Raw genomic sequence first — 18,341 nt, forward strand, 5'->3', positions numbered from 1 at the left:
GTCACAACTAAATCCGCCAAATCAAGTGAAGTAAGTTAAATGAGTGAAACAACGTTAACCCCAGCTACCCTTTATATTGTGGCAACACCTATTGGAAATTTAGGCGACATAAGCCAAAGGGCGATAGATATTTTAACCCAAGTTGATGTGATTGCCTGTGAAGATACTCGTCATACGGGCAAGTTATTGTCGGCATTTTCAATTAAAAACAAAACCATGTCGCTGCATGATCATAATGAAAGACAGCGCCAAGACCAAATCGCGACTATGTTACAAGAAGGCAAAACCATTGCTCTTGTTTCTGATGCGGGTACGCCGTTAATTAGCGATCCAGGTTTTCATATTGTCCGCCATTGTCGCAGCTTAGGCTTGAACGTGTCGCCAATTCCAGGAGCATGTGCGGCTATTTCAGCATTATCGGTTGCAGGCTTACCAACTGATAGGTTTAGTTTTGAGGGATTTTTACCGTCTAAATCAGGCGCTAGACAAGTCACCTTAACTGCTTTAGCTAATGAACCGCGTACTATGGTTTTTTATGATGCACCACGCCGCGCAATTGATACAGTACGAGATATTGTTGCAACACTTGGCGGCGAACGTTATATAGTAATCGCCAGAGAAATAACTAAAACCTTTGAAACTATACATAGCGACACAGCAGAAAACTTTTTAGCTTGGTTAGAGCAAGACGCTAATCAACTTAAAGGCGAAATGGTTTTAATTATTGAAGGCTATAAAGCGGTTGAAGGTGAAATATCAGCGGAAGTTGTTAATACCTTAAAACTATTGTTAGCTGAAATGAAACCAAAAACAGCTTGTGCCATTGCTGCGGAAATATATGGCGTTAAGAAAAATGCGTTATATGAAGTTGCTCTGAGCATGAAATCATAATTAATGTTCTTGTAGGCGGGAACTTTTAGGCGGCTTTTTTTACGAAAGTATTTGCGCAAGTATTTTTTAACGAAAGTAATCGCGGTTTTTTATATTTTCCTCATAGCTAGCGATTAGCATAGACATTCTCGCTGTATAAGGTAAAATGCGCGCCGAGTTGACCAGACAATCGCTGCTTTATCGTTGTATTTTAAATTTCGGTTTGAGATAGACAGATAAGGGGGAGGAAAGTCCGGGCTCCAATGAGCAGGGTGCCAGGTAACGCCTGGGCGGCGTGAGCCGACGACAAGTGCAGCAGAGAGAAGACCGCCGATGGTTATCTTTCGAGATTTCACAGGTAAGGCTGAAAGGGTGCGGTAAGAGCGCACCGGGCGACTGGTAACAGTTCGCAGCAGGGTAAACTCCACCTGGAGCAAGACCAAATAGGGTTTCATGATTATTTAAATTCGTTTGAATAATATAAGCGTGGCTCGCGTGGAAACCGGGTAGGTTGCTTGAGCTATAGAGCGATTTATAGCCTAGACGAATGATTGTCACTTAACTTTATTTCGGTAAAGTAAAGATACAAAACCCGGCTTATACGGTCAACTCAACTATTTTAGTAACCGCTTGATCTATATGAATAGATCAGGCGATTCACTAAAAATCCTCATAAATCAAATGATTAAAGCTAAAATTGGCACACGGTTTGGTACACGGTTTTAGTAATTCACATCAAGTTTTTCATTTCAAAAAGTTCACTTAGGATTATGTTTTGGCATCATTTTTTGCCTGATACGATATCCTCACATTTTAAATATTAATAAGTAAAAAATTGGTACACGGTTTGATACACGGTGACCCATTTAATCTAATTCAATGAAGGTAATTGCAGGCACTAAATATCTTTATATCCGCCGAGAGAGGTTTTATTTTCGAATGAGACTTCCTAAGAGGTTAGGGGTAAGGGAAGTTCGGATTGCATTCAATACTCAAAATTTATCACTGGCATTACAAAAACTTCATCGATATAAACCTTATATTCAACAACTAAAACAGCTTGTTATCACGTCAAAATCATTAGACACTAGTGAAATAAAACCAACGTTGATGAAGATTAAGGACGCTATGCTAAAACAACTTTCGGTTAATGATATTGATGCTGTAATTGCTGAGCTTGAGCAAGGTTACTCTAATGGCGCACATGCAATTAACGTTTTAGGTCAAACAAGTCTGCTCGGAGATGATAATAAGTTCAAAGATGAGTTGTCTTATATTGCTCAAGCAACGGATAACGAAACTCGAACTATTAGATTACAAGAAGTCATAGGCGGTTTGTCAGAAGCTGATAAATGGCCTTTTATGGAAGCGTTATCTTCAATGGCTAAAGTGTTAGTTGGTTTGTCTGGTGATGTTGATGAAAGCGGTGTTAATGAATTGGCTAGGCAGCTACTGTTAAGTAAAGGCTTTGATGCGAATACATCGACGTTAGCATTTCGTGTTTTAGTGAGTAAACTAACCACATCGTCTAAAGTGAAACATGAATTACTACAGACTATTTTCGAAGGTGATGCAACAGCTGAACGTCAACTCCAGCAGCTCTTATCTTCTAATGTAACTAGTCCTGTTTCAGACACACCTCCAGTTAAACCTAAGTCAACTAAACCTTTATTTTCTCAAGTTTACGCTGAATTCTTAGCACTGAAGATTACAAAAGATAAACTCTCTGAGAAAATGCAAAAAAGCTACGAGCGGATGCATATCGTCTGGCTAGCCCTTACTGAAGATAAACCGATTGATACTTATACAAAACAAGACATAGGTCTATTTATTGATAGGTGCTTTGAACTACCTCGGATGAATATCAGTCCATACAATAAAATGTCGTGGAAAGAGCGCCTTAATGTTGATGTGCCTGATGAGCACTTACAATCACCGAAATCAGTTGAGCAATATCATAAGTGGCTAATGGGGATATTTTCTTATGCGAAACGAGACACTATTGCTTACATTACAACATCACCTTGTTATATCAAACGTAACTTTAAAGCGAGAATACGCGGTATTTTCAATGACAGTGAGTTACTGCGTTTGTTAAATTCAGCCAAAAATGAGAATACGCCATGGAAAAAGTGGATTATTTATCTTGGAATATATACAGGCGCAAGACGAGGTGAGTTAGTACAACTTAGAAAAAATGATGTTAAGCATGATGAAGCCACTAACCGTTATTATTTGTTGATAACAGATGATCATGAAAGTCAAAACTTGAAAACGTCTAACTCCAAACGAATCATTCCAATACATAATGCGCTAGTTGACGCTGGTTTTATTGAGTATGTTGAAGGGTGTGAAGATAGAGTCTTTGCAGCTTTGAACAATGTTGAAGTGGTAACAGGTTGGATGCCTCGTCATATGGCTAGTTTAAATATAGCACCAACGAATGAACTTGATCATATTCGATCTTTTCATAGCCTCCGCCATACCTTTATAACTAAGTGTATGAGTGCACCTGAAGTTAATATTAATCTACTTCAACAAGTTGTTGGGCATGAAATTAGTTCATTTGGTATAACGAGTAATTACACGCATAAAGTGACAAACATAAAGAATTTAATCCCGATAATTGATGCGTTTGAAGTGTAATAAAGCTTAAGGATAGAGTGTTGATACGGAAAATATTATTTATACTTTTAACTGGGTTGGCATGTGCCGCTAGCTTAATATTAGCTAACCATTTTGCAGAGGAAAAACTTAATTTACAACCGAAAGTTGCTCAAAGCATTCGGTGGTTCGAGTCCCTATTTTTAAATATTCAAGAAGTAGACGTTGTAGTCATAAAAGCATTAGAAAATAAACAGGAAAATCCTCAACCAAACGGAAATTCAGCAGATGATACAGGGCAGAATTATTCACATGCTGAAGTTGGTAATAGGCCGGTTTGTGTAGATACCTCATTAGGTGAGGTGAAATATAAAAAGGTCGGTAATATTTATACTTGGACGGATGATAATGGTATTTATCATGTTAGTGATAAAGCACCTGACGAAGGGCAATTTGAGTTACTCAGTTACGCAGGTGAGAAAGTTTTTGATTACTTTAATCTGGACTTAAATACTGAAAGCTTACCTTACGACTTCAATCAAAATCTGACTGTAAGGTTGAATAAGGTATTTGAGTTATACGGACAACTACTTGATAGGGATTCATTAAAGAAAGTCGACATCAAACTACATGTTTATCAATCTAAAACTGCTTTTAATCAAATTAAAAAGCAGCATAATATGTCAACCGCAGATAATATTAATGGGTTTTATAGCCACAGTAATAATAAGGCATATCTCTTATTCAGAAGTAACAAACGAACAATGAGAACGGCGGCTCATGAAGCAACACATGCTATTAACCGCGCTATTATTGGTTATACGCCAAGGTGGTTAAATGAAGGGCTTGCTGAATATAGTGAATTTATTCACGTGGTAGGTAACTCAGCTAAAGTTTATCCTAATAGTGATTGGACCAAGAAAAATGTTATATCTAAAGATCCATTACCTTTAAATACTCTATTTTCCGCAACTAGTAGCCAATGGGATTCAGACTTAAGGCAACGTTTGTATGCTACCAGTTGGGCTTTTATTTATTATATGATGGAGCACCCAAAACGGAAGTCTGTGCTCGCGAAACTTATTAAAATTGAACAACAAAACCTATGTAATGTTACGCCTTTAAATGAAGTTGAAGAAAAACTAGGGGTACGACTAAATATATTACAGAACCAATTCTCTCGATGGGCTAGGTCAAAACTAAGGAGACAATCGATATAGTCATTGCTTTGTTACAATGCTGGAATTAGTAGACCTGACGAGTTTAAAATCCAATTTCGAAAGAAATGATGGTTTAATTTGGTCTTGCAGTTCCATTATTAGAAAGCTCTGTTCCTAATTGAATAGGGATTTTTGTTCCAAATTTAATGCGATGATCGAATTACTGTGGTATTTATATTAAATACTTATTCAAGGATAACAAAAAGATACAAGAAATAATACGAATATAGATCGGAATTTAACCCTCAAGTATTTACCTAATAATTAACCAGATGAAAATAATGTCAGAAACAATAAAGAAAATAAAGTTAGATACAACAAGTTATTGCTCATGGTGTTTTGAAAAGACAGAGCATACTTTAGTTGTGCAAAATTTCTTTAAGAGAAATATCTATCAATGTTCAGGGTGTAAAAATAGTACGGTGGAGTGTAGGTATTGTTCACACATGTCAAAAAGTACTCCTAGTGAAGAGACCCTAAAAACCATCAAAAAAGCGCGTCGAATGGATGATAAAGAAGGGAAAATATTAGGGATTATAGGTAAGGCAACTTCTGCTTTTGCAAAGATAGATCAAAGTTGGAACAATGAACTTTGTGCAGAACATGATGGATCTATAGCATCATTTAAATCTTTAACGCTAAGCATTAATGATATTTCAGAGTACGAGACGTTATTTGTTAGAGAACAAAAGAATCTTTTAAAACCAGCTAAGCATGTTGCTTATGCTGGTGCTGGTATTGCAAGTGCAACCGCAATTATAGGTACGGGAGGCGGGGCTGGTGCAGTGGCTGCTGCTATTGGTAATCTTGGTGTATTGGGGGCCGCGGGTACTGGCGCTACCATATCAGGGTTAAGTGGGGCTGCATTGACAAGTGCATCACTTGCTGCGATAGGTGGCTCTGTAGCTGCGGGTACAGTTCTTATTACTGCAAGCGGAGGTGCTTTAGGCGGAGTATTAGGAGGGGTACTCGCAAATAAATTTCATGGTGATGATCCTAGCTTTTGCATAAAAAAATTACGAGATGTTAAAGAATCTGAAGATAAAACTATTTTCATAAATGGTTTTACTCAAAAAAATGAAACTGATTTTCATGACTGGCAAGTCGAACAGCTCTTTTTTGGTTTGAAACATTCTATATACGGAGTAACTTGGGACGCAAAAAGTAATGCAAGTTTGGGAGCTACATTTGCAGGAGGTGTCAGTAAGCAATCTGCAAAAGCAGCTTTTATGGCTTTAGGGAAAAAAGGAGGAGTAAAGGCGGCTACTAAATTGGGAGCTGCTGGTACTATTTTATTTGTTTCTGACTTGATCTCTAATCCATGGCACTCAGCAATGCTTCGCGCCTCTCAAGCTGGAGCTCAGCTAGCTGAAAGTATATCGAGAACATCAGGACAAAAATTTAATCTTGTAGGGCATTCATTAGGTTGTAGGGTTATATACTATGCTTTAGCTGCCTTAGGATCAAAGAAGCATAAATATGTTCACGACGTTATCTTGCTTGGCGGAGCCGTAGGGAAAGATGATGAGAAGGGCTGGATGGATGCAATTTCATCGATAGATGGGAAATTATACAATTGTTATAGTAAGCAAGATATGGTGTTAAACCGGATGTATAAAATAGCAAATGCTAACTTATCTGCACCTATTGGTTATTACCCGATTCCCTTTAATATAGAGAAGATCGTTAATATAGATTGTAGTGATTTCGTTGATTCACATATGTCATGGAAAAGTAATTATGCTGATATTTTGAAGTTGGTATATCCAGACGTTCGAGATAATACTTAATGATTGAAGTACTTTAAAGTCATTTTTTTGAAGGAGTGGTCAGTCATATTGACCACTGTTTTGCGATAAAGCGTGTGGTTTAGGTAAAATATTCTGTAGATCGTTAAATCACACTTTGGTTACTTCATTCGAACATTACTCATAAAAGGTCAGTTATTAAGTAACCTACTTAATCTGCTCGTTTTTGAATGGTAAATACCTTAGATACCATAGCGTAATAAACAAAGTTAGACTCCCATACTTGGAACATCTCTATTGTTTGTTCAATAGGGTATGTTCCGAATAGACTGTTGAAGACTCCAGCATCAAAGTCCCAGTCGAGCTCTTTAGCAAGTTCAGCCATATAGCCACTCCCGACATGACAAAAATCGGTTATATATGAAAATCTCCACTCGTCGCCTTCGTTTTCTAATCGTATTTCAACGGGGTGATAACCACCTCTATCTGCACTATAGTCGGGGTCACGAAAGTTAATCGTTACCGCTTTTTCATTTTCATGTGGCGCAAGCAAGTCGGCAATGTAAAGTGTGAACATTGGACTCATAGGCACATCTAGACCTTCGTGTTTAATTCGAATCATGTTAATTCCTTGGGTTTATGAATATTGATATACGGGTAGGTAAAGCCCCTAACAAAGGGGCGTGGGTTTAGCTAGTATCAAATTACTTTTTCTTAGTTAAATTAGTGGTTACGTTCTCTAATAGCGTATCGAGTTCACCATTAGCAACGGCTTCTATAACTTTTTTAATTGTGGGTACAAGCTCTGATTCCTCACCAATTTGGATACTGAAATTTCCTTTAGATAATTCCAATGGTTTATTACCATACCGAACAGAAAAATATAAAATATTGTCAACTTTAACCCACCATTTAGCGACGTTCTTTTGAATTTTTCGTTTGGTTTTCAATCCTGTTGTTTCATCAAGCTCAAATTTTTCTTTCGTTGGAACGTAAGAGCTATTGTTAATTAATGCCTCAGCCATTTTAAGTTGTACATCAAGGCGGTTGAGTAGTTTTTGCCTTCTTGGGTTACCTGTGTTTTTATTTATGGCAGGGGTTAATGTGAGTGATTTTAAAATACTCATAGTGTTTTCCTTTTAAAGGTTTAGGTTATGGGTGAAGCAATAATGCTTCGGTTAAAAACTTGGTTGGTTTAATTCACAAAGCCGATTGTTTTGGTTTGAGTTTTTCGGTTGTTCTCTTGGATTAAGATGTCTAGGTTTTGATTTTCACTTAACGGCTTTTTATTCATGCGGTTTCGCCTTGAAATAACAGCAAAATCACCGGGCGTTAAGTGCTTTAACTTGGCTAGCTCTTCTTTTATCTGACTTGATAAGCTGCCGACGTTTTCAGTAAATAATGTAAGTACTTGCTTCACTGTTAAGTATTCAAAATTCAATTTGAAATCAAAACGGCGTTGGAGTGCGATGTCGAGATTCTGAGCGTAGTTTGTTGCCGCAAAGACTGTCTGTTCACTACGGTCTAATTGAAGCAGTATTTCGTTCACTAGGACGCGCTCATGATGATTGTGTAGCTCTGAACGAGAAGTTAATACGCTATCTACTTCATCTAAGAAAACAATTGCATCACTATCACTTGCTTGTTTAAACAGCTTGGCAATATTTTGTTCGGCTTCACCCACAAATTTTGACAGTACATCACTAGGTTTAATAGTGATTAACTCTTTCTCTAAAGTCTCCGCAATGTGATGAACTAAAGCACTTTTCCCAGTACCGGGAGGACCAAGTAACAAGCACCGACTACCCGTAAAATTAGTTACCGTATCAATCACCTCGCCAATCTTGGTATGTGAGCCACTAAGATTAATAAATCGTGGGTCGAATTCCATTTCAGGTTTGTAGCTAGTTACCGATGTTTGTAACCCACAGGCGGATAAACACTGCTCAATATGATGGTCTATGCACGGCTCGGCAGCTTTGCCTGTTAAGTGTAATGCTCTAGCTATATTGCTGGCGTTAACCACATGCGCTGGTGTTAAATCAGGAATAGTGGCCAAACTGTTTTTATAATCACTTGATAAGCGAAGACCTTTCAATGGTTTGGCAAGAATATCAGCCTTGATATGTTTCGGTGGTGGCGGTACTTCAATCACATAACTCATCCTACGGATAACCGAATCAGGTAACATTTCTGGATGATTGGTTATCCAAAAGCAGGGCGGAGTATTTGTTTCTAAAACAGCATGAAGCCTATCCTTAGAAACTTTAATTCCATCTAGATATTCAGTGAATACATCTTCGACCTCATCAAGCAGTAAACAAGTTGCTTTATCTGACTCAAACAGGCTTTGCATTAAGCGGTAATGCTGTAAACGCAAATGCGCTACATTCTTGCCTGACGTTAATTCATCCTCTACCCGATATCTATTTTCACCAACCGCTTTAACCGCGACTAATTGAGCCTTTGCAAACTTACTTAGTACCTTAGATAGCTCGGTTTTTCCTGTGCCCGCCACTCCATGAAAAAGTATATTCACGCCAACCGTTTTATTCTCAACCGCTTGTTTTAAATATTCACTGACATAACTCAATTCAAGATGAGGGTAATCGGCAATACTTAATTTAGTGAGGGTAGTTTGGTGATACATTCCATCAAGTAGGTCTGAATAGGTTATTGCAGGTTTGATTAGTAAGTTACTTGCTAGCTTATAAGGCATGATTAACATCGAAAAAAATGAACTGATATCTTGTTCAAATACAGATGTTTTAGCTATTAATTGAATAGCATCAGATAGTTCATCGACTGAAATATTGAGTACTTCAGCGATAATGAACTCAATATCATCAACCCAATGCCTAAGATGCTCTTCAAATAGAGCGTAAAGTCCATCATTAAGCGTAGTTAATACGCATAATCTTAGCAGCGGAATACAGTGTTTCGGCAAATCAAGGGTTGAGGTTATTAAGTTTAAGTTGTGATCTAATGGTATGTCTGTCGGCTGTTTTCTTTTAGCTAATGCTAACGTTTTCTTGAGACTATTTAACTTCTTCTTTGGGCATTTCCCGTAGACCTTCTTAAAAGGTATTCCAGTTATTCTGGTGATAATACTTCGTGGTAAATCATCCAAAAACTCATCATCAAAGACTTCAACCTCTAATATGTTTGAAGCGATAGTTGATGCTAGATATCGCGCATGAGAATGTACTGTATTCATAGCTTTCCTATTTGGTTGCTTTGATACCATTCTAATTTATTTAGTTCCTTGTTTTAATGGAGTTTTCTGACAACCTAATTACGGTTGATGACTCTTGTGCTTAGTAATTTCTAACTAGAAAACAATTAATTACTAGGAAGATGTTATGACAGATAAAAATATAGAGATTGCCCTAAACCTTGATACCTCAAATCTTGGTTTTAACCTATCGCCTCGAGTTAAAGAGCTGCTTGAGGCGGATGTTATTCCTGAAAGTGAATTACTCATTGCGATGTTTATGGCACCCGTTATTGAGCCTAAAGCTTTACTTTCATTTGTTACGTTAGAGATAAATGATATTGCTTGGCAAATATCAGCCTTGGAAGTGTATGAAGTGCAGGGGAGCAATAAAGATGTTGAACGCCTAGGCTATATAGAGTTAGTTCACGCAGGTTGGGATGAGTTGAAAGAAGGACTTTCAAGGGATAAGCTTATTCAGCAGTGGCAGGACGATATAATTTATCAGTTAGATAAACACGGTAAGCTAATACCTAGCTCATATTTCACACAAGAGCACCTTGAACTAATAAAACAGGCAAATGTGTGTTACGCAACTCAACTTGAGGAGCAACTGCTTGAGTTAGTAAGGCAGAACTAAGTTGTGTGCTTGGATAAGTAGAAAGTGTTAGAAGGTAAGGAGGTCTTAGGTTATATATTATATATCATCCCCAATAGAGCCTAGGTAAGGATACTATGCTTCGTTTTTTAATATTTGTACTCACAATTCTGTGTTTTTCTGTACAAGCAGATTACCCAACCAGCTTTCCCAATGCTAAATCAAAAGCAGAAAAAGCTATCTACTTTGATCAACACACAACATTTTATTGTGGCTGTGATTACGTTTTTGATGATGTTAAAGACAGGGATGGTGACGGCAATACTCATGAAACTGAATAATTACATGAGTTATGCCACCCAATTACAACAACAATGCCAGGCATTATCATCTAAAACGGCCACCAAATAACATTTACTGTTGCCACTTAATTGTATTGGGTTTACCACTAATATATTAAGTGATTTTTACATTTAGCCGACATTGGCTTTTGATTAACTAACGACAAAAAATCCGACATTGCGGACGTTGTTAAGTTCACAATAGTGACTGCGTCCAAAGTGTATTTTGAAAAACGTACAGTAGGTTTTTAATTATTGAGAAAGGGGATCTCTGGAGTATACACGTAAAGTTGATATTATTACTGTAAATATGAATTAAGATGAAACATGGCTAAACAAGTGATGAAAAAGAAGCAACTAATGAACCAACGCTTTATAAAGACCATGTTACCCCCTATTCAAGTGATACTTTTATTATGGGTAGTATCGATTTGTTTTTAATAAACCCTAAATCAGCACTTAAATATGCTGTGATAACTGAAGTTGAAGACAGGATTGTTAACGAATAAACCTAAATGGAGACAGTTAAGATGAAAGTTAATGTACCTAAAGACACTGCTTGGATAAAAAATCGTCAACAATTGTGGGACGATGTTTGGGATATTCATTTAAGAAGTGATCCAGAAACTAAAGCAGAAAAAAAAGTAAGTGATGCGCTCAAATATTGGTATTTAGAAGGTGATTTAACGCCCTTGTTAGCTTGCCCCAACAATGATGAAAAATCAGAAGCTTTACGCTTGTCTCTAATTATTCAGCTTTGTCCAATAACAGAAGTTGAGCCCTTCGTTGTATTTCTTCAAGATTATTGTCTTTGGGCGTCAAAAAATAAAGTAAGTTATTGGGGCGATAATCAAGCTAAAAGAGACGAGCGTTTCATCAGTCACTTTTTAACTGTTTATCTAGGAGAAAATCATGATACTAGCAATTCTGTCTTCGAATATATGCTAAAAAGTTTACTGCCAAATGAAGATGGTTACAGTACTTTTCCATTAACTTTAGGGAAAGATAAATGGCAACCAAAGACTCAATTAGCTCTTTGTGATGTAGGAAAAAAAGTTTTAGGGGGAGTACGAAGCTACCTTTTTGATTCTAAAGCTGAGTTTCATCTTTACCAGCACGTTATGGTGGCGCTGCCGTACATCAAGTATATCAAAGATTTAGATGCAAAGTATTTTGATAAAGTAATCGAACAAAGTAAACCATCACGACCTAAGCCACCTCCGGAACCCTTGCATGTTACAGGGGCAGGTCAAAAATCACTGCGAGCAGCATTAGGTAATTTATTAGGGTACAAAAATAGTTATAATCTTTACGATGGTCCGTTGCGTCATAATGATTTGTCTTTTGAGCAGAAGTTGCAAGATTTACTGGCCGAAACGAATATGCCTAGAGAATATGACGAATTACTCAAATTTATTCATATGCATAAAGAAAATTATAAAGATTATTCTGAAGGATAATTAATAAGTTATTTTTTACAGGCTCATAAATAATCCTGCACGAACCTATTTTCATATGATCAAGGAGCATAATGCCCAAATACCATCAAATGAACTTACGATGTATTTATATTGGGATAAATTAGATCCTATCTATGAATGGGAATGTATTAGAAATGACCGAATAGCAAAAGGACAAGGACTTGGTAATTCATTTGTTGACGAGGTATGTAAAGTCAACTTGCCTTAAACCTTAAGCTAATCGGCTCAAGTAATACTTATATCTTATGGACTGTATTTGATAGTCGACCACAACTTAAGGTTATGTCTGAGGTAATATAAAGTCTTTTATTTTGGGCTGATAGGCCCCTTATTAACCTCTTTGAAACCTTATAGGCTTTCCAAGTTACAATAAGGTTTTGAAACAGGGTGCTCGTATACTTCGTCGTTTTCACCACTTGTGGGCTCAAACCCTATTAAAACTAGCTTAAACTCATCATCTACCTCTACGTTAAAAATCATTGGCTCGACAGAGAGAGTTGATGTAATTACCTTGTGAGAGCGAGATACTAAATTTAACAAGCAATAACAGAAGCCACTAATAGAACGTTCGTCAAACGTATCTTTAAATGTTATTTCAAGTTCATATTCTCTGAATTGTGGATCATAATCTATCCATAATGATTCAATACAATTCATTTTTTTTAAGTAAGTCAAAGAGCCTAACACCTTCAACTTATCGTCAATATCGTGCTTAGACGGTTCATAGTAATCGAAGAGTACAGTTAATGAACCTATAATGATCTTCTTGTCACTTGTGTTCAGAGTTAAGGAACCGGTTCCGTCACCTTTCAAATAACGAAAAATATTCTCAATTGGATGGAAATCTATAAATATATTAAAATTCGGCTTAATAGTTAGCTGAAATATAGGTGCTTTAGTCATTTGTATTTTCCTAAAATTTATGTATTAAATTGCTTTCAGAAAGGATAATAATTAATCTGTAATACTATTGTTGTGAAAATTTCCAATACGGAAACTAAAATTAAAAAAATACGATTTAAGTGGGTGTTTTATGTCTAGTTGGTTGATAAAAAAGGAAAAGTTTTTCATTAAGTTTCTGTCGGTTTTAACAGAGGTAAGACAAAATAAAAAAGAAAGTAAATATAAAGCTAAAGCGCAGCATATAGAATTGATATGTTTTTTATTAAAAAGGCATTTAGAGGAAAAAAGCTTAGATTTTAGAGATCAACTCCATATTTGCTCTAAGTTTAAAAAAGCTACGGGAAAATGTATTAGTAAGTCCACGGTGAGTATCGGCTTAAAAATTTTTCATGAATATGAAATTTTATCTTATAAATCGAAAGATGATGCAAGTGGTGAAGATTGTGACTACAAACGACCATTGAAAATTCGATTTAACAATGGAAAATATACTAAAGATTATTATGCGGAAGGTTGAGGTAAATAGAGCTTATAAAGTGGCCGATGTGGTAACTATTTAACTAGACTCAAAAGCAGATATTTATAGTCGTTTTCTCAAGTTGGGAAAGAGCGTCCTTGCTCTAATGAATAACTAGATACTTAGTGTATTTTTTAGCATACGTGGCTTTTGGATTATTCGTTGTAATTTCGTTAACTTCATCTCAATATCGCTAACAACATCCTTGCTATGGAAGTAGAGTTTATAGTCAGGATTAACTAACACTTCATTCAAAGATTTTACCTGTTTGGTCGTCAGCTTCTTTCGCACATTTGCTAGACCGTAACTCACAATTTTAGCTACTATTGAAGGGCTTAACTCTTTAAATGCTAACGGTGAAAAGAACACTAACTTATTAAACGTATGACCTCGTAACTTATGCATATCTTTAACTAGACCGTATTTACTACCTTGTTGGTGAGTGTTGATACGACGCTCAATTTTGGTTATACAATGGACAGAGCTAAGTTCATTAAATAGTTTACGAAATAACTCCTTAACCTTTATTGGTTTATTACCCTTTTTGTTCTTGTGCTGCAAATGCAGGAGTTTTGCATACATACAATAGATGATGGTATGGCTTGAATTTTTATCACCAAGATAAGTACTACCTTGGATTAATTTTCCTATGCCTTCAAACACTTTGCGTTTCAATTTCTTACCGTTGTTGGTACTAGTTGTATCGACTAGTAACATGGGTAAAGGTATTCCCTTGATTAAGAAGTACGGGTCTTTACGAGTCACAGTTGCAGAGGCTTGAAACCCATTATAGTTTCTATCGCCTAGAGCTTCGTAGATGCAATTAAAGAATGTACGAATGTTACGCCAAGGCGTCTCGCTTAGTCGAAATGAAATTAAGCAATCACCTTTACTGCCATGTCTCATACGGTGGAACACAAATGTACCACCTGTTTTAAAACGGTACTCTTTCACTTTACCATATCGTTTTAAGTAACCTTTGTTAGTGTAATGGTTAGCCTCTTTAATCTCTGGATGATAGCTTAGTTCCAGAACTATATTCTTTTGCCATTCAGTAGGAATGCGAAATGTCATTTCAAATTCATCAATACCAGACTCAATATGATTTGCAGGATCTACGAAACTAATTGTCAACATTCGATGCAAGAACATTAAATTGTCTTCTGATAATAAATTATCAAAATCATTTGATTTTAACTTAGGCGACTTTAATGCTTTTTCACGTAAGTGACGGTAATCATCGAATATTGACTGTACACGTTTCCAGTTTTCACAGAATTGATCTTCTCGCCAAAAGTAGTTGTGATATTTGGAATGAAGACTTGCTCGGGCTCTAATAAATTTTGAAGGTGTAGGATCTAAAACTTGATCATTAAAAATAGGTACTAAAGTTTTATTTAATAGATCTATAAAGTTTGTATTACCCTTACCATTGTCTCTACTAGTATTACCTATAGTATTAGTATTAACTATAGTATTATGAGTGTTATCAGTAATACTACCGCCCTTATTTTTGCACTTCATTTTGAAACTCCGTTCAATATCATTGTTTATTGTGTAGCTAATTCAAACTACGTGTATCCCAATAAAACTCTTATTTTCAAACGTTCTATTGTGACTAAAAACTTTTTACAGTTCTCAGCTAGATACGAAATTATGATTATTCAAAAAATAAAAAACTAAAAAGTTTTTAATGAAAAAAAAATCAATTTTCAATCTTGTTTTTCGGTTGTATTAAAAAATGTTTTTCGGTATGTTTTATTAGGGTTTTTAATAGGAGATACTTTATGCCCACCAAACCTAATCAACCGAAAAATCCAAGTGACTGGTTTGACTATGGAGATAAGCTAGTCAAATTGGCTCGCAAAGAATTCGATAAAGGAAATGTCACAAAGAAAGCTGTTAAATACCTAAATCGACTTTTGAAGCAACTTGCCAGCATAAAAGCTAGTGAGCAAAGGGAGTTGTGTCAGATATCAGCTAAACGGATCGAGCGGCACGTTATTGATGGTGGTGCTCTGGAAGGCGAACACATTATTTATGAATTAAATTATTTGGGAATGAATCAACTTTCTTCGTTGTGGAAACGCTTTGGCCGACAAATTGCTGATGCTAAGCATGTGGAAAAATTCTATCCATTTAAAGTCAAAAGGGAGCAAAGACAGTCGTTCGAAGATGCTTGTTTGTTTCTTGTGGATAATAATGAAGAAGTCATAAAAGATAAATATAGGCATACATACAGTAATGAGCTAGATGTGGATGGGCTAAGGTTATGGCTTAATGAAAGTATTGAAGATCGCGAAGGAAAGCATAAGCATAAATATGATATGGAACTTATGTTTCTTATTGAATACGCAATGTGGAAGGCTATGCCTTGATGAGGAATGTCTCAAGTTGAGATGTTTCTAGTTTTATTCGCACCTTGAGTTAGGTATTAAGGGGAAATAATTATTAGGAGAGGGTATTAACGTCAGCTATAACTTGTATCATTTTTTGCAACTTAATATTGTTATTCTTTAAATCAAGATGAAGAAAGCGTTCTTTGTAGCATTCTGTTGATGATATAAAGGTATATTGTAGTATTATCGGTGGTAAACACTTACTTAGTAGCAACTTTATATAAGTTTACTTTTTAAAACTAAACACTAAGGTTTACCAGTAATAACGAATTAGCCACTAAAAGGAACTTTATGAGTATTAGTACAACACTTAGGCCTATACTCCAATGCTGAAAGGTTAAACCGTATGGAATTAATCCCTATTATTAAAGAGTCACTGAAAGAACTAGATTCTAGATCCTATTCCAAGAGATTTATTAAACCAATCAGAGAGAAAGTTAAAGAAATAGCTATGGAGATTGCTGAGTCTGAAAATTGGGCTAATTGGGAAGATAATAAAGTTAGTAATGGGGTCAAAACCGGTGGAAAAATGTTAAACGGTGAGTTCTTAGCTGAATTTTACTTTTCTTATAAACATGATTCATGGAAAAAATCCTCATATTTGGCTGTATTCCAACGAGACGAAAGCAGTGCTGCGGGATATACAATTCAAGCGCATGATCAAGAACTAGTATCAGTCTTTTCATCCGAAGAGGCTATAAAACTATTTCATGATGCCATTCAAATCTAACCATATTATTAAGCCCCTTAATTGGGTACTAGGCGAATATTATAGAGGTGAACATGAATAAAAAGTCACGTAGTGTATCAGCAGCAAGAGAAAGTGCTCAAAGTTCTGAGGTTAATGGGCGTATTTATCTAATTTTATATCGAAATACGAATAGTGACCCAACAGATATATGTCCTTTTTGTGGTGAAAAGCATATTCACGGTAAACCCGATGGGCATAGAGTTAGGCATTGTAATTCAACAGACAGTGATTATGTTATTGGTCGTAAAGCAACTTTTAAAAATAGTGAAGGACAGATCTTTGATTCTGAGAATGGTTATATTTTAAAAAGTAGACGTTAGTTTTAAAAGCATAATAAGGTAGAGTTTTCAAACTACCTTTATTGAAATAGGGTGTAAAGGAATGAACAATACTGATGTAATGAATACTTATAACGTTCGAGAAAAATATAGAGAACTACTGAATAACATTGATTTTGATAAGCTAGAGCTAGGACTTAAACAACCTAATATTTTTCAAATACTTGGTATCGCAAGAGCTGAAATTAGACATTCCAATTTTCTAGGTTGGTTGCTAGACCCAAATGAAAGCCATGGGCTTGGTAAGTTATTTTTAATTAAATTCTTAAGGGGGGTTTCGACTTCACAAGTTGTTACTGATTTAGATGAATTTGATATTGAGAAATTAAATTTTGATACAGTTGAAGTACGGCGGGAATGGAAAAATATTGATTTGCTTTTAATTATTGAGGATAGTGACGACGATAAAGATCTAGTGGTTTGCATAGAGAATAAAGTTGATAGCAAAGACCACTCTGGGCAGTTAAAAACGTATAGAGACGTTATTGATAAAAACTTTAACGATAAGCGAAAAGCTTTTGTTTATTTAACCCCAAGTGGAGAAGAGCCTCTTGTAAAAGCTGAGAGTGAGCATTACGCACTGTATTCCTATGTTGAAATAGTAGAGCAAATTGAGAGCATATTAACTATACACACGGAATCAATAAGCCAGAGTGTTACCAGATATATAATTGATTATATTAGAACAATAAGAAGAGAACTTATGCAAACAGATGAACTGAACCTTCTAGCGGATAAAATATACAGAAATCATAGAGAACTAATAGACTTTGTATTTGAGCATAAAACTGATCTAGCATCGACGATTTACCCAGTATTTGAAAAGAAAATCATTGATTCAGGGTGGGTCATGGGGTCAAAAAACAAAGGGTTTGCTAGGTTCTTAACCCCAAAACTAGCAGGAATAATTCCTAAGCAAGGTAAAGGCTGGACAAATAAAGAAAATTTTTTATTTGAAATAAACTTTAATTGGGCTAAAAACAATGCTGTTTTCAAAGCAGTAATTTCTCCTAGTACGGAAGAGCTTCAGAAGATTTTTATAAAAGCTTTTGAACCTATTAAAGGTTATAAAAAAGCAAAAGGGAAACAGTGGCTTATTAACTTTGACTATTCATGGAGATGGAATATAGAAGATATGGTTGACGTCGAACATAATGATATTTTAAACGGACTTGATGAGCCTTGGAAGGAAATCAGTAAAATTGTTCAAGCAATAGAAAATGCCCTCTTACCTCATCAAGAAGAATTAGAACAATTTTTATGATCATGTAAGATTTGTTGTGTAACACCTTTCAAACGGTCTTCAATCATAAGTCGATTCAAGACCGTTTTTACAATTTCCTATCAACATCGACCA

18 protein-coding genes and 1 other RNA gene are annotated in these 18,341 nt (G+C 35.8%); 14 read left to right on the plus strand and 5 right to left on the minus strand.

The features are described 5' to 3' along the window. Nucleotides 1–39: 39 nt before the first annotated feature. The 5 genes from rsmI to CWS31_RS06975 all read left to right on the plus strand — a co-directional run bounded on the left by rsmI (nucleotide 40) and on the right by CWS31_RS06975 (nucleotide 6,484). Nucleotides 40–891: a 16S rRNA (cytidine(1402)-2'-O)-methyltransferase gene (gene rsmI, locus CWS31_RS06955; RefSeq protein ID WP_101345425.1), complete on the plus strand. Its 852-nt coding sequence runs from the start codon at nucleotides 40–42 to the stop codon at nucleotides 889–891. A gap of 153 nt (nucleotides 892–1,044) precedes the next feature. After that, nucleotides 1,045–1,487: RNase P RNA component class A (gene rnpB, locus CWS31_RS06960), an RNA gene on the plus strand. A gap of 322 nt (nucleotides 1,488–1,809) precedes the next feature. Continuing rightward, the gene (locus CWS31_RS06965) at nucleotides 1,810–3,516 is read left to right on the plus strand and encodes a DUF3258 domain-containing protein (RefSeq protein ID WP_170252803.1); all 1,707 of its coding nucleotides are present in this window, start codon (nucleotides 1,810–1,812) and stop codon (nucleotides 3,514–3,516) included. 20 nt (nucleotides 3,517–3,536) lie between these two features. After that, a complete protein-coding gene (locus tag CWS31_RS06970) occupies nucleotides 3,537–4,694 on the plus strand; it encodes a hypothetical protein (protein ID WP_101345427.1) in 1,158 nt (385 codons plus the stop codon). Between the two features lie 446 nt (nucleotides 4,695–5,140). Next, entirely contained in the window at nucleotides 5,141–6,484 is a 1,344-nt protein-coding gene (locus CWS31_RS06975; RefSeq protein ID WP_101345428.1) for a DUF726 domain-containing protein, read from the plus strand. A 169-nt stretch (nucleotides 6,485–6,653) separates the two neighbouring features. Here the strand turns inward: CWS31_RS06975 and CWS31_RS06980 are convergent, their stop codons facing one another. The 3 genes from CWS31_RS06980 to CWS31_RS06990 all read right to left on the minus strand — a co-directional run bounded on the left by CWS31_RS06980 (nucleotide 6,654) and on the right by CWS31_RS06990 (nucleotide 9,659). Continuing rightward, entirely contained in the window at nucleotides 6,654–7,064 is a 411-nt protein-coding gene (locus CWS31_RS06980; protein ID WP_101345429.1) for a DUF2787 family protein, read from the minus strand. Between the two features lie 82 nt (nucleotides 7,065–7,146). Beyond that, nucleotides 7,147–7,569, minus strand: coding sequence for a DUF6641 family protein (locus CWS31_RS06985; protein ID WP_101345430.1), 423 nt, complete (start codon nucleotides 7,567–7,569; stop codon nucleotides 7,147–7,149). Between the two features lie 68 nt (nucleotides 7,570–7,637). Next, the gene (locus CWS31_RS06990) at nucleotides 7,638–9,659 is read right to left on the minus strand and encodes an AAA family ATPase (RefSeq protein WP_170252804.1); all 2,022 of its coding nucleotides are present in this window, start codon (nucleotides 9,657–9,659) and stop codon (nucleotides 7,638–7,640) included. A gap of 145 nt (nucleotides 9,660–9,804) precedes the next feature. Here CWS31_RS06990 and CWS31_RS06995 point away from each other — a divergent pair, with 145 nt between their 5' ends. The 4 genes from CWS31_RS06995 (at nucleotide 9,805) to CWS31_RS17990 (ending at nucleotide 12,284) form a co-directional block, all read left to right on the plus strand. Continuing rightward, the gene (locus tag CWS31_RS06995; protein ID WP_101345432.1) at nucleotides 9,805–10,296 is read left to right on the plus strand and encodes a hypothetical protein; all 492 of its coding nucleotides are present in this window, start codon (nucleotides 9,805–9,807) and stop codon (nucleotides 10,294–10,296) included. A gap of 95 nt (nucleotides 10,297–10,391) precedes the next feature. Beyond that, nucleotides 10,392–10,595 carry a hypothetical protein gene (locus CWS31_RS07000; protein ID WP_101345433.1) on the plus strand — a complete coding sequence of 68 codons (204 nt, stop codon included), beginning with the start codon at nucleotides 10,392–10,394 and terminating at the stop codon, nucleotides 10,593–10,595. A 530-nt stretch (nucleotides 10,596–11,125) separates the two neighbouring features. Continuing rightward, nucleotides 11,126–12,055: a hypothetical protein gene (locus CWS31_RS07005; RefSeq protein WP_101345434.1), complete on the plus strand. Its 930-nt coding sequence runs from the start codon at nucleotides 11,126–11,128 to the stop codon at nucleotides 12,053–12,055. Nucleotides 12,056–12,110: 55 nt separating this feature from the next. Continuing rightward, nucleotides 12,111–12,284 carry an endonuclease gene (locus CWS31_RS17990; protein ID WP_148747741.1) on the plus strand — a complete coding sequence of 58 codons (174 nt, stop codon included), beginning with the start codon at nucleotides 12,111–12,113 and terminating at the stop codon, nucleotides 12,282–12,284. Between the two features lie 140 nt (nucleotides 12,285–12,424). Here the strand turns inward: CWS31_RS17990 and CWS31_RS07015 are convergent, their stop codons facing one another. Continuing rightward, nucleotides 12,425–12,979 (minus strand): hypothetical protein, encoded by a 555-nt coding sequence (locus CWS31_RS07015; RefSeq protein ID WP_101345435.1) that lies wholly within the window; start codon nucleotides 12,977–12,979, stop codon nucleotides 12,425–12,427. 130 nt (nucleotides 12,980–13,109) lie between these two features. On the opposite strand from CWS31_RS07015, the gene CWS31_RS07020 reads away from it, so the two are divergent. Next, the gene (locus CWS31_RS07020; protein WP_101345436.1) at nucleotides 13,110–13,496 is read left to right on the plus strand and encodes a hypothetical protein; all 387 of its coding nucleotides are present in this window, start codon (nucleotides 13,110–13,112) and stop codon (nucleotides 13,494–13,496) included. Nucleotides 13,497–13,610: 114 nt separating this feature from the next. Here CWS31_RS07020 and CWS31_RS07025 read toward each other — a convergent pair whose 3' ends face one another. Next, nucleotides 13,611–15,020, minus strand: a complete 1,410-nt coding sequence (locus tag CWS31_RS07025; RefSeq protein ID WP_101345437.1) for a hypothetical protein — start codon at nucleotides 15,018–15,020, stop codon at nucleotides 13,611–13,613. Between the two features lie 263 nt (nucleotides 15,021–15,283). Here CWS31_RS07025 and CWS31_RS07030 point away from each other — a divergent pair, with 263 nt between their 5' ends. The 4 genes from CWS31_RS07030 to CWS31_RS07045 all read left to right on the plus strand — a co-directional run bounded on the left by CWS31_RS07030 (nucleotide 15,284) and on the right by CWS31_RS07045 (nucleotide 18,248). Next, on the plus strand, nucleotides 15,284–15,874 hold the full coding sequence (locus CWS31_RS07030; RefSeq protein WP_101345438.1) for a hypothetical protein: 591 nt from the start codon (nucleotides 15,284–15,286) through the stop codon (nucleotides 15,872–15,874). 367 nt (nucleotides 15,875–16,241) lie between these two features. Continuing rightward, nucleotides 16,242–16,625, plus strand: a complete 384-nt coding sequence (locus tag CWS31_RS07035; RefSeq protein ID WP_101345439.1) for a hypothetical protein — start codon at nucleotides 16,242–16,244, stop codon at nucleotides 16,623–16,625. A gap of 53 nt (nucleotides 16,626–16,678) precedes the next feature. Continuing rightward, the gene (locus CWS31_RS07040; protein WP_101345440.1) at nucleotides 16,679–16,966 is read left to right on the plus strand and encodes a hypothetical protein; all 288 of its coding nucleotides are present in this window, start codon (nucleotides 16,679–16,681) and stop codon (nucleotides 16,964–16,966) included. A 61-nt stretch (nucleotides 16,967–17,027) separates the two neighbouring features. Beyond that, nucleotides 17,028–18,248 (plus strand): PDDEXK-like family protein, encoded by a 1,221-nt coding sequence (locus CWS31_RS07045; RefSeq protein WP_101345441.1) that lies wholly within the window; start codon nucleotides 17,028–17,030, stop codon nucleotides 18,246–18,248. Nucleotides 18,249–18,341: the final 93 nt, after the last annotated feature.

The sequence above is a fragment of the Colwellia echini genome, from assembly GCF_002843355.2.
Taxonomy (GTDB): Bacteria; Pseudomonadota; Gammaproteobacteria; order Enterobacterales; family Alteromonadaceae; genus Colwellia; species Colwellia echini.

Excerpts from the sequence above, each read along its gene's own strand:
- rsmI (WP_101345425.1), top strand. The coding sequence starts at position 40 with ATGAGTGAAACAACGTTAACCCCAGCTACCCTTTATATTGTGGCAACA.
- CWS31_RS06965 (WP_170252803.1), top strand. The coding sequence starts at position 1,810 with ATGAGACTTCCTAAGAGGTTAGGGGTAAGGGAAGTTCGGATTGCATTC.
- CWS31_RS06975 (WP_101345428.1), top strand. The coding sequence starts at position 5,141 with ATGTCAAAAAGTACTCCTAGTGAAGAGACCCTAAAAACCATCAAAAAA.
- CWS31_RS06980 (WP_101345429.1), bottom strand. The coding sequence starts at position 7,064 with ATGATTCGAATTAAACACGAAGGTCTAGATGTGCCTATGAGTCCAATG.
- CWS31_RS06985 (WP_101345430.1), bottom strand. The coding sequence starts at position 7,569 with ATGAGTATTTTAAAATCACTCACATTAACCCCTGCCATAAATAAAAAC.
- CWS31_RS06990 (WP_170252804.1), bottom strand. The coding sequence starts at position 9,659 with ATGAATACAGTACATTCTCATGCGCGATATCTAGCATCAACTATCGCT.
- CWS31_RS06995 (WP_101345432.1), top strand. The coding sequence starts at position 9,805 with ATGACAGATAAAAATATAGAGATTGCCCTAAACCTTGATACCTCAAAT.
- CWS31_RS07000 (WP_101345433.1), top strand. The coding sequence starts at position 10,392 with ATGCTTCGTTTTTTAATATTTGTACTCACAATTCTGTGTTTTTCTGTA.
- CWS31_RS07005 (WP_101345434.1), top strand. The coding sequence starts at position 11,126 with ATGAAAGTTAATGTACCTAAAGACACTGCTTGGATAAAAAATCGTCAA.
- CWS31_RS17990 (WP_148747741.1), top strand. The coding sequence starts at position 12,111 with ATGATCAAGGAGCATAATGCCCAAATACCATCAAATGAACTTACGATG.
- CWS31_RS07015 (WP_101345435.1), bottom strand. The coding sequence starts at position 12,979 with ATGACTAAAGCACCTATATTTCAGCTAACTATTAAGCCGAATTTTAAT.
- CWS31_RS07020 (WP_101345436.1), top strand. The coding sequence starts at position 13,110 with ATGTCTAGTTGGTTGATAAAAAAGGAAAAGTTTTTCATTAAGTTTCTG.
- CWS31_RS07025 (WP_101345437.1), bottom strand. The coding sequence starts at position 15,020 with ATGAAGTGCAAAAATAAGGGCGGTAGTATTACTGATAACACTCATAAT.
- CWS31_RS07030 (WP_101345438.1), top strand. The coding sequence starts at position 15,284 with ATGCCCACCAAACCTAATCAACCGAAAAATCCAAGTGACTGGTTTGAC.
- CWS31_RS07035 (WP_101345439.1), top strand. The coding sequence starts at position 16,242 with ATGGAATTAATCCCTATTATTAAAGAGTCACTGAAAGAACTAGATTCT.
- CWS31_RS07040 (WP_101345440.1), top strand. The coding sequence starts at position 16,679 with ATGAATAAAAAGTCACGTAGTGTATCAGCAGCAAGAGAAAGTGCTCAA.
- CWS31_RS07045 (WP_101345441.1), top strand. The coding sequence starts at position 17,028 with ATGAACAATACTGATGTAATGAATACTTATAACGTTCGAGAAAAATAT.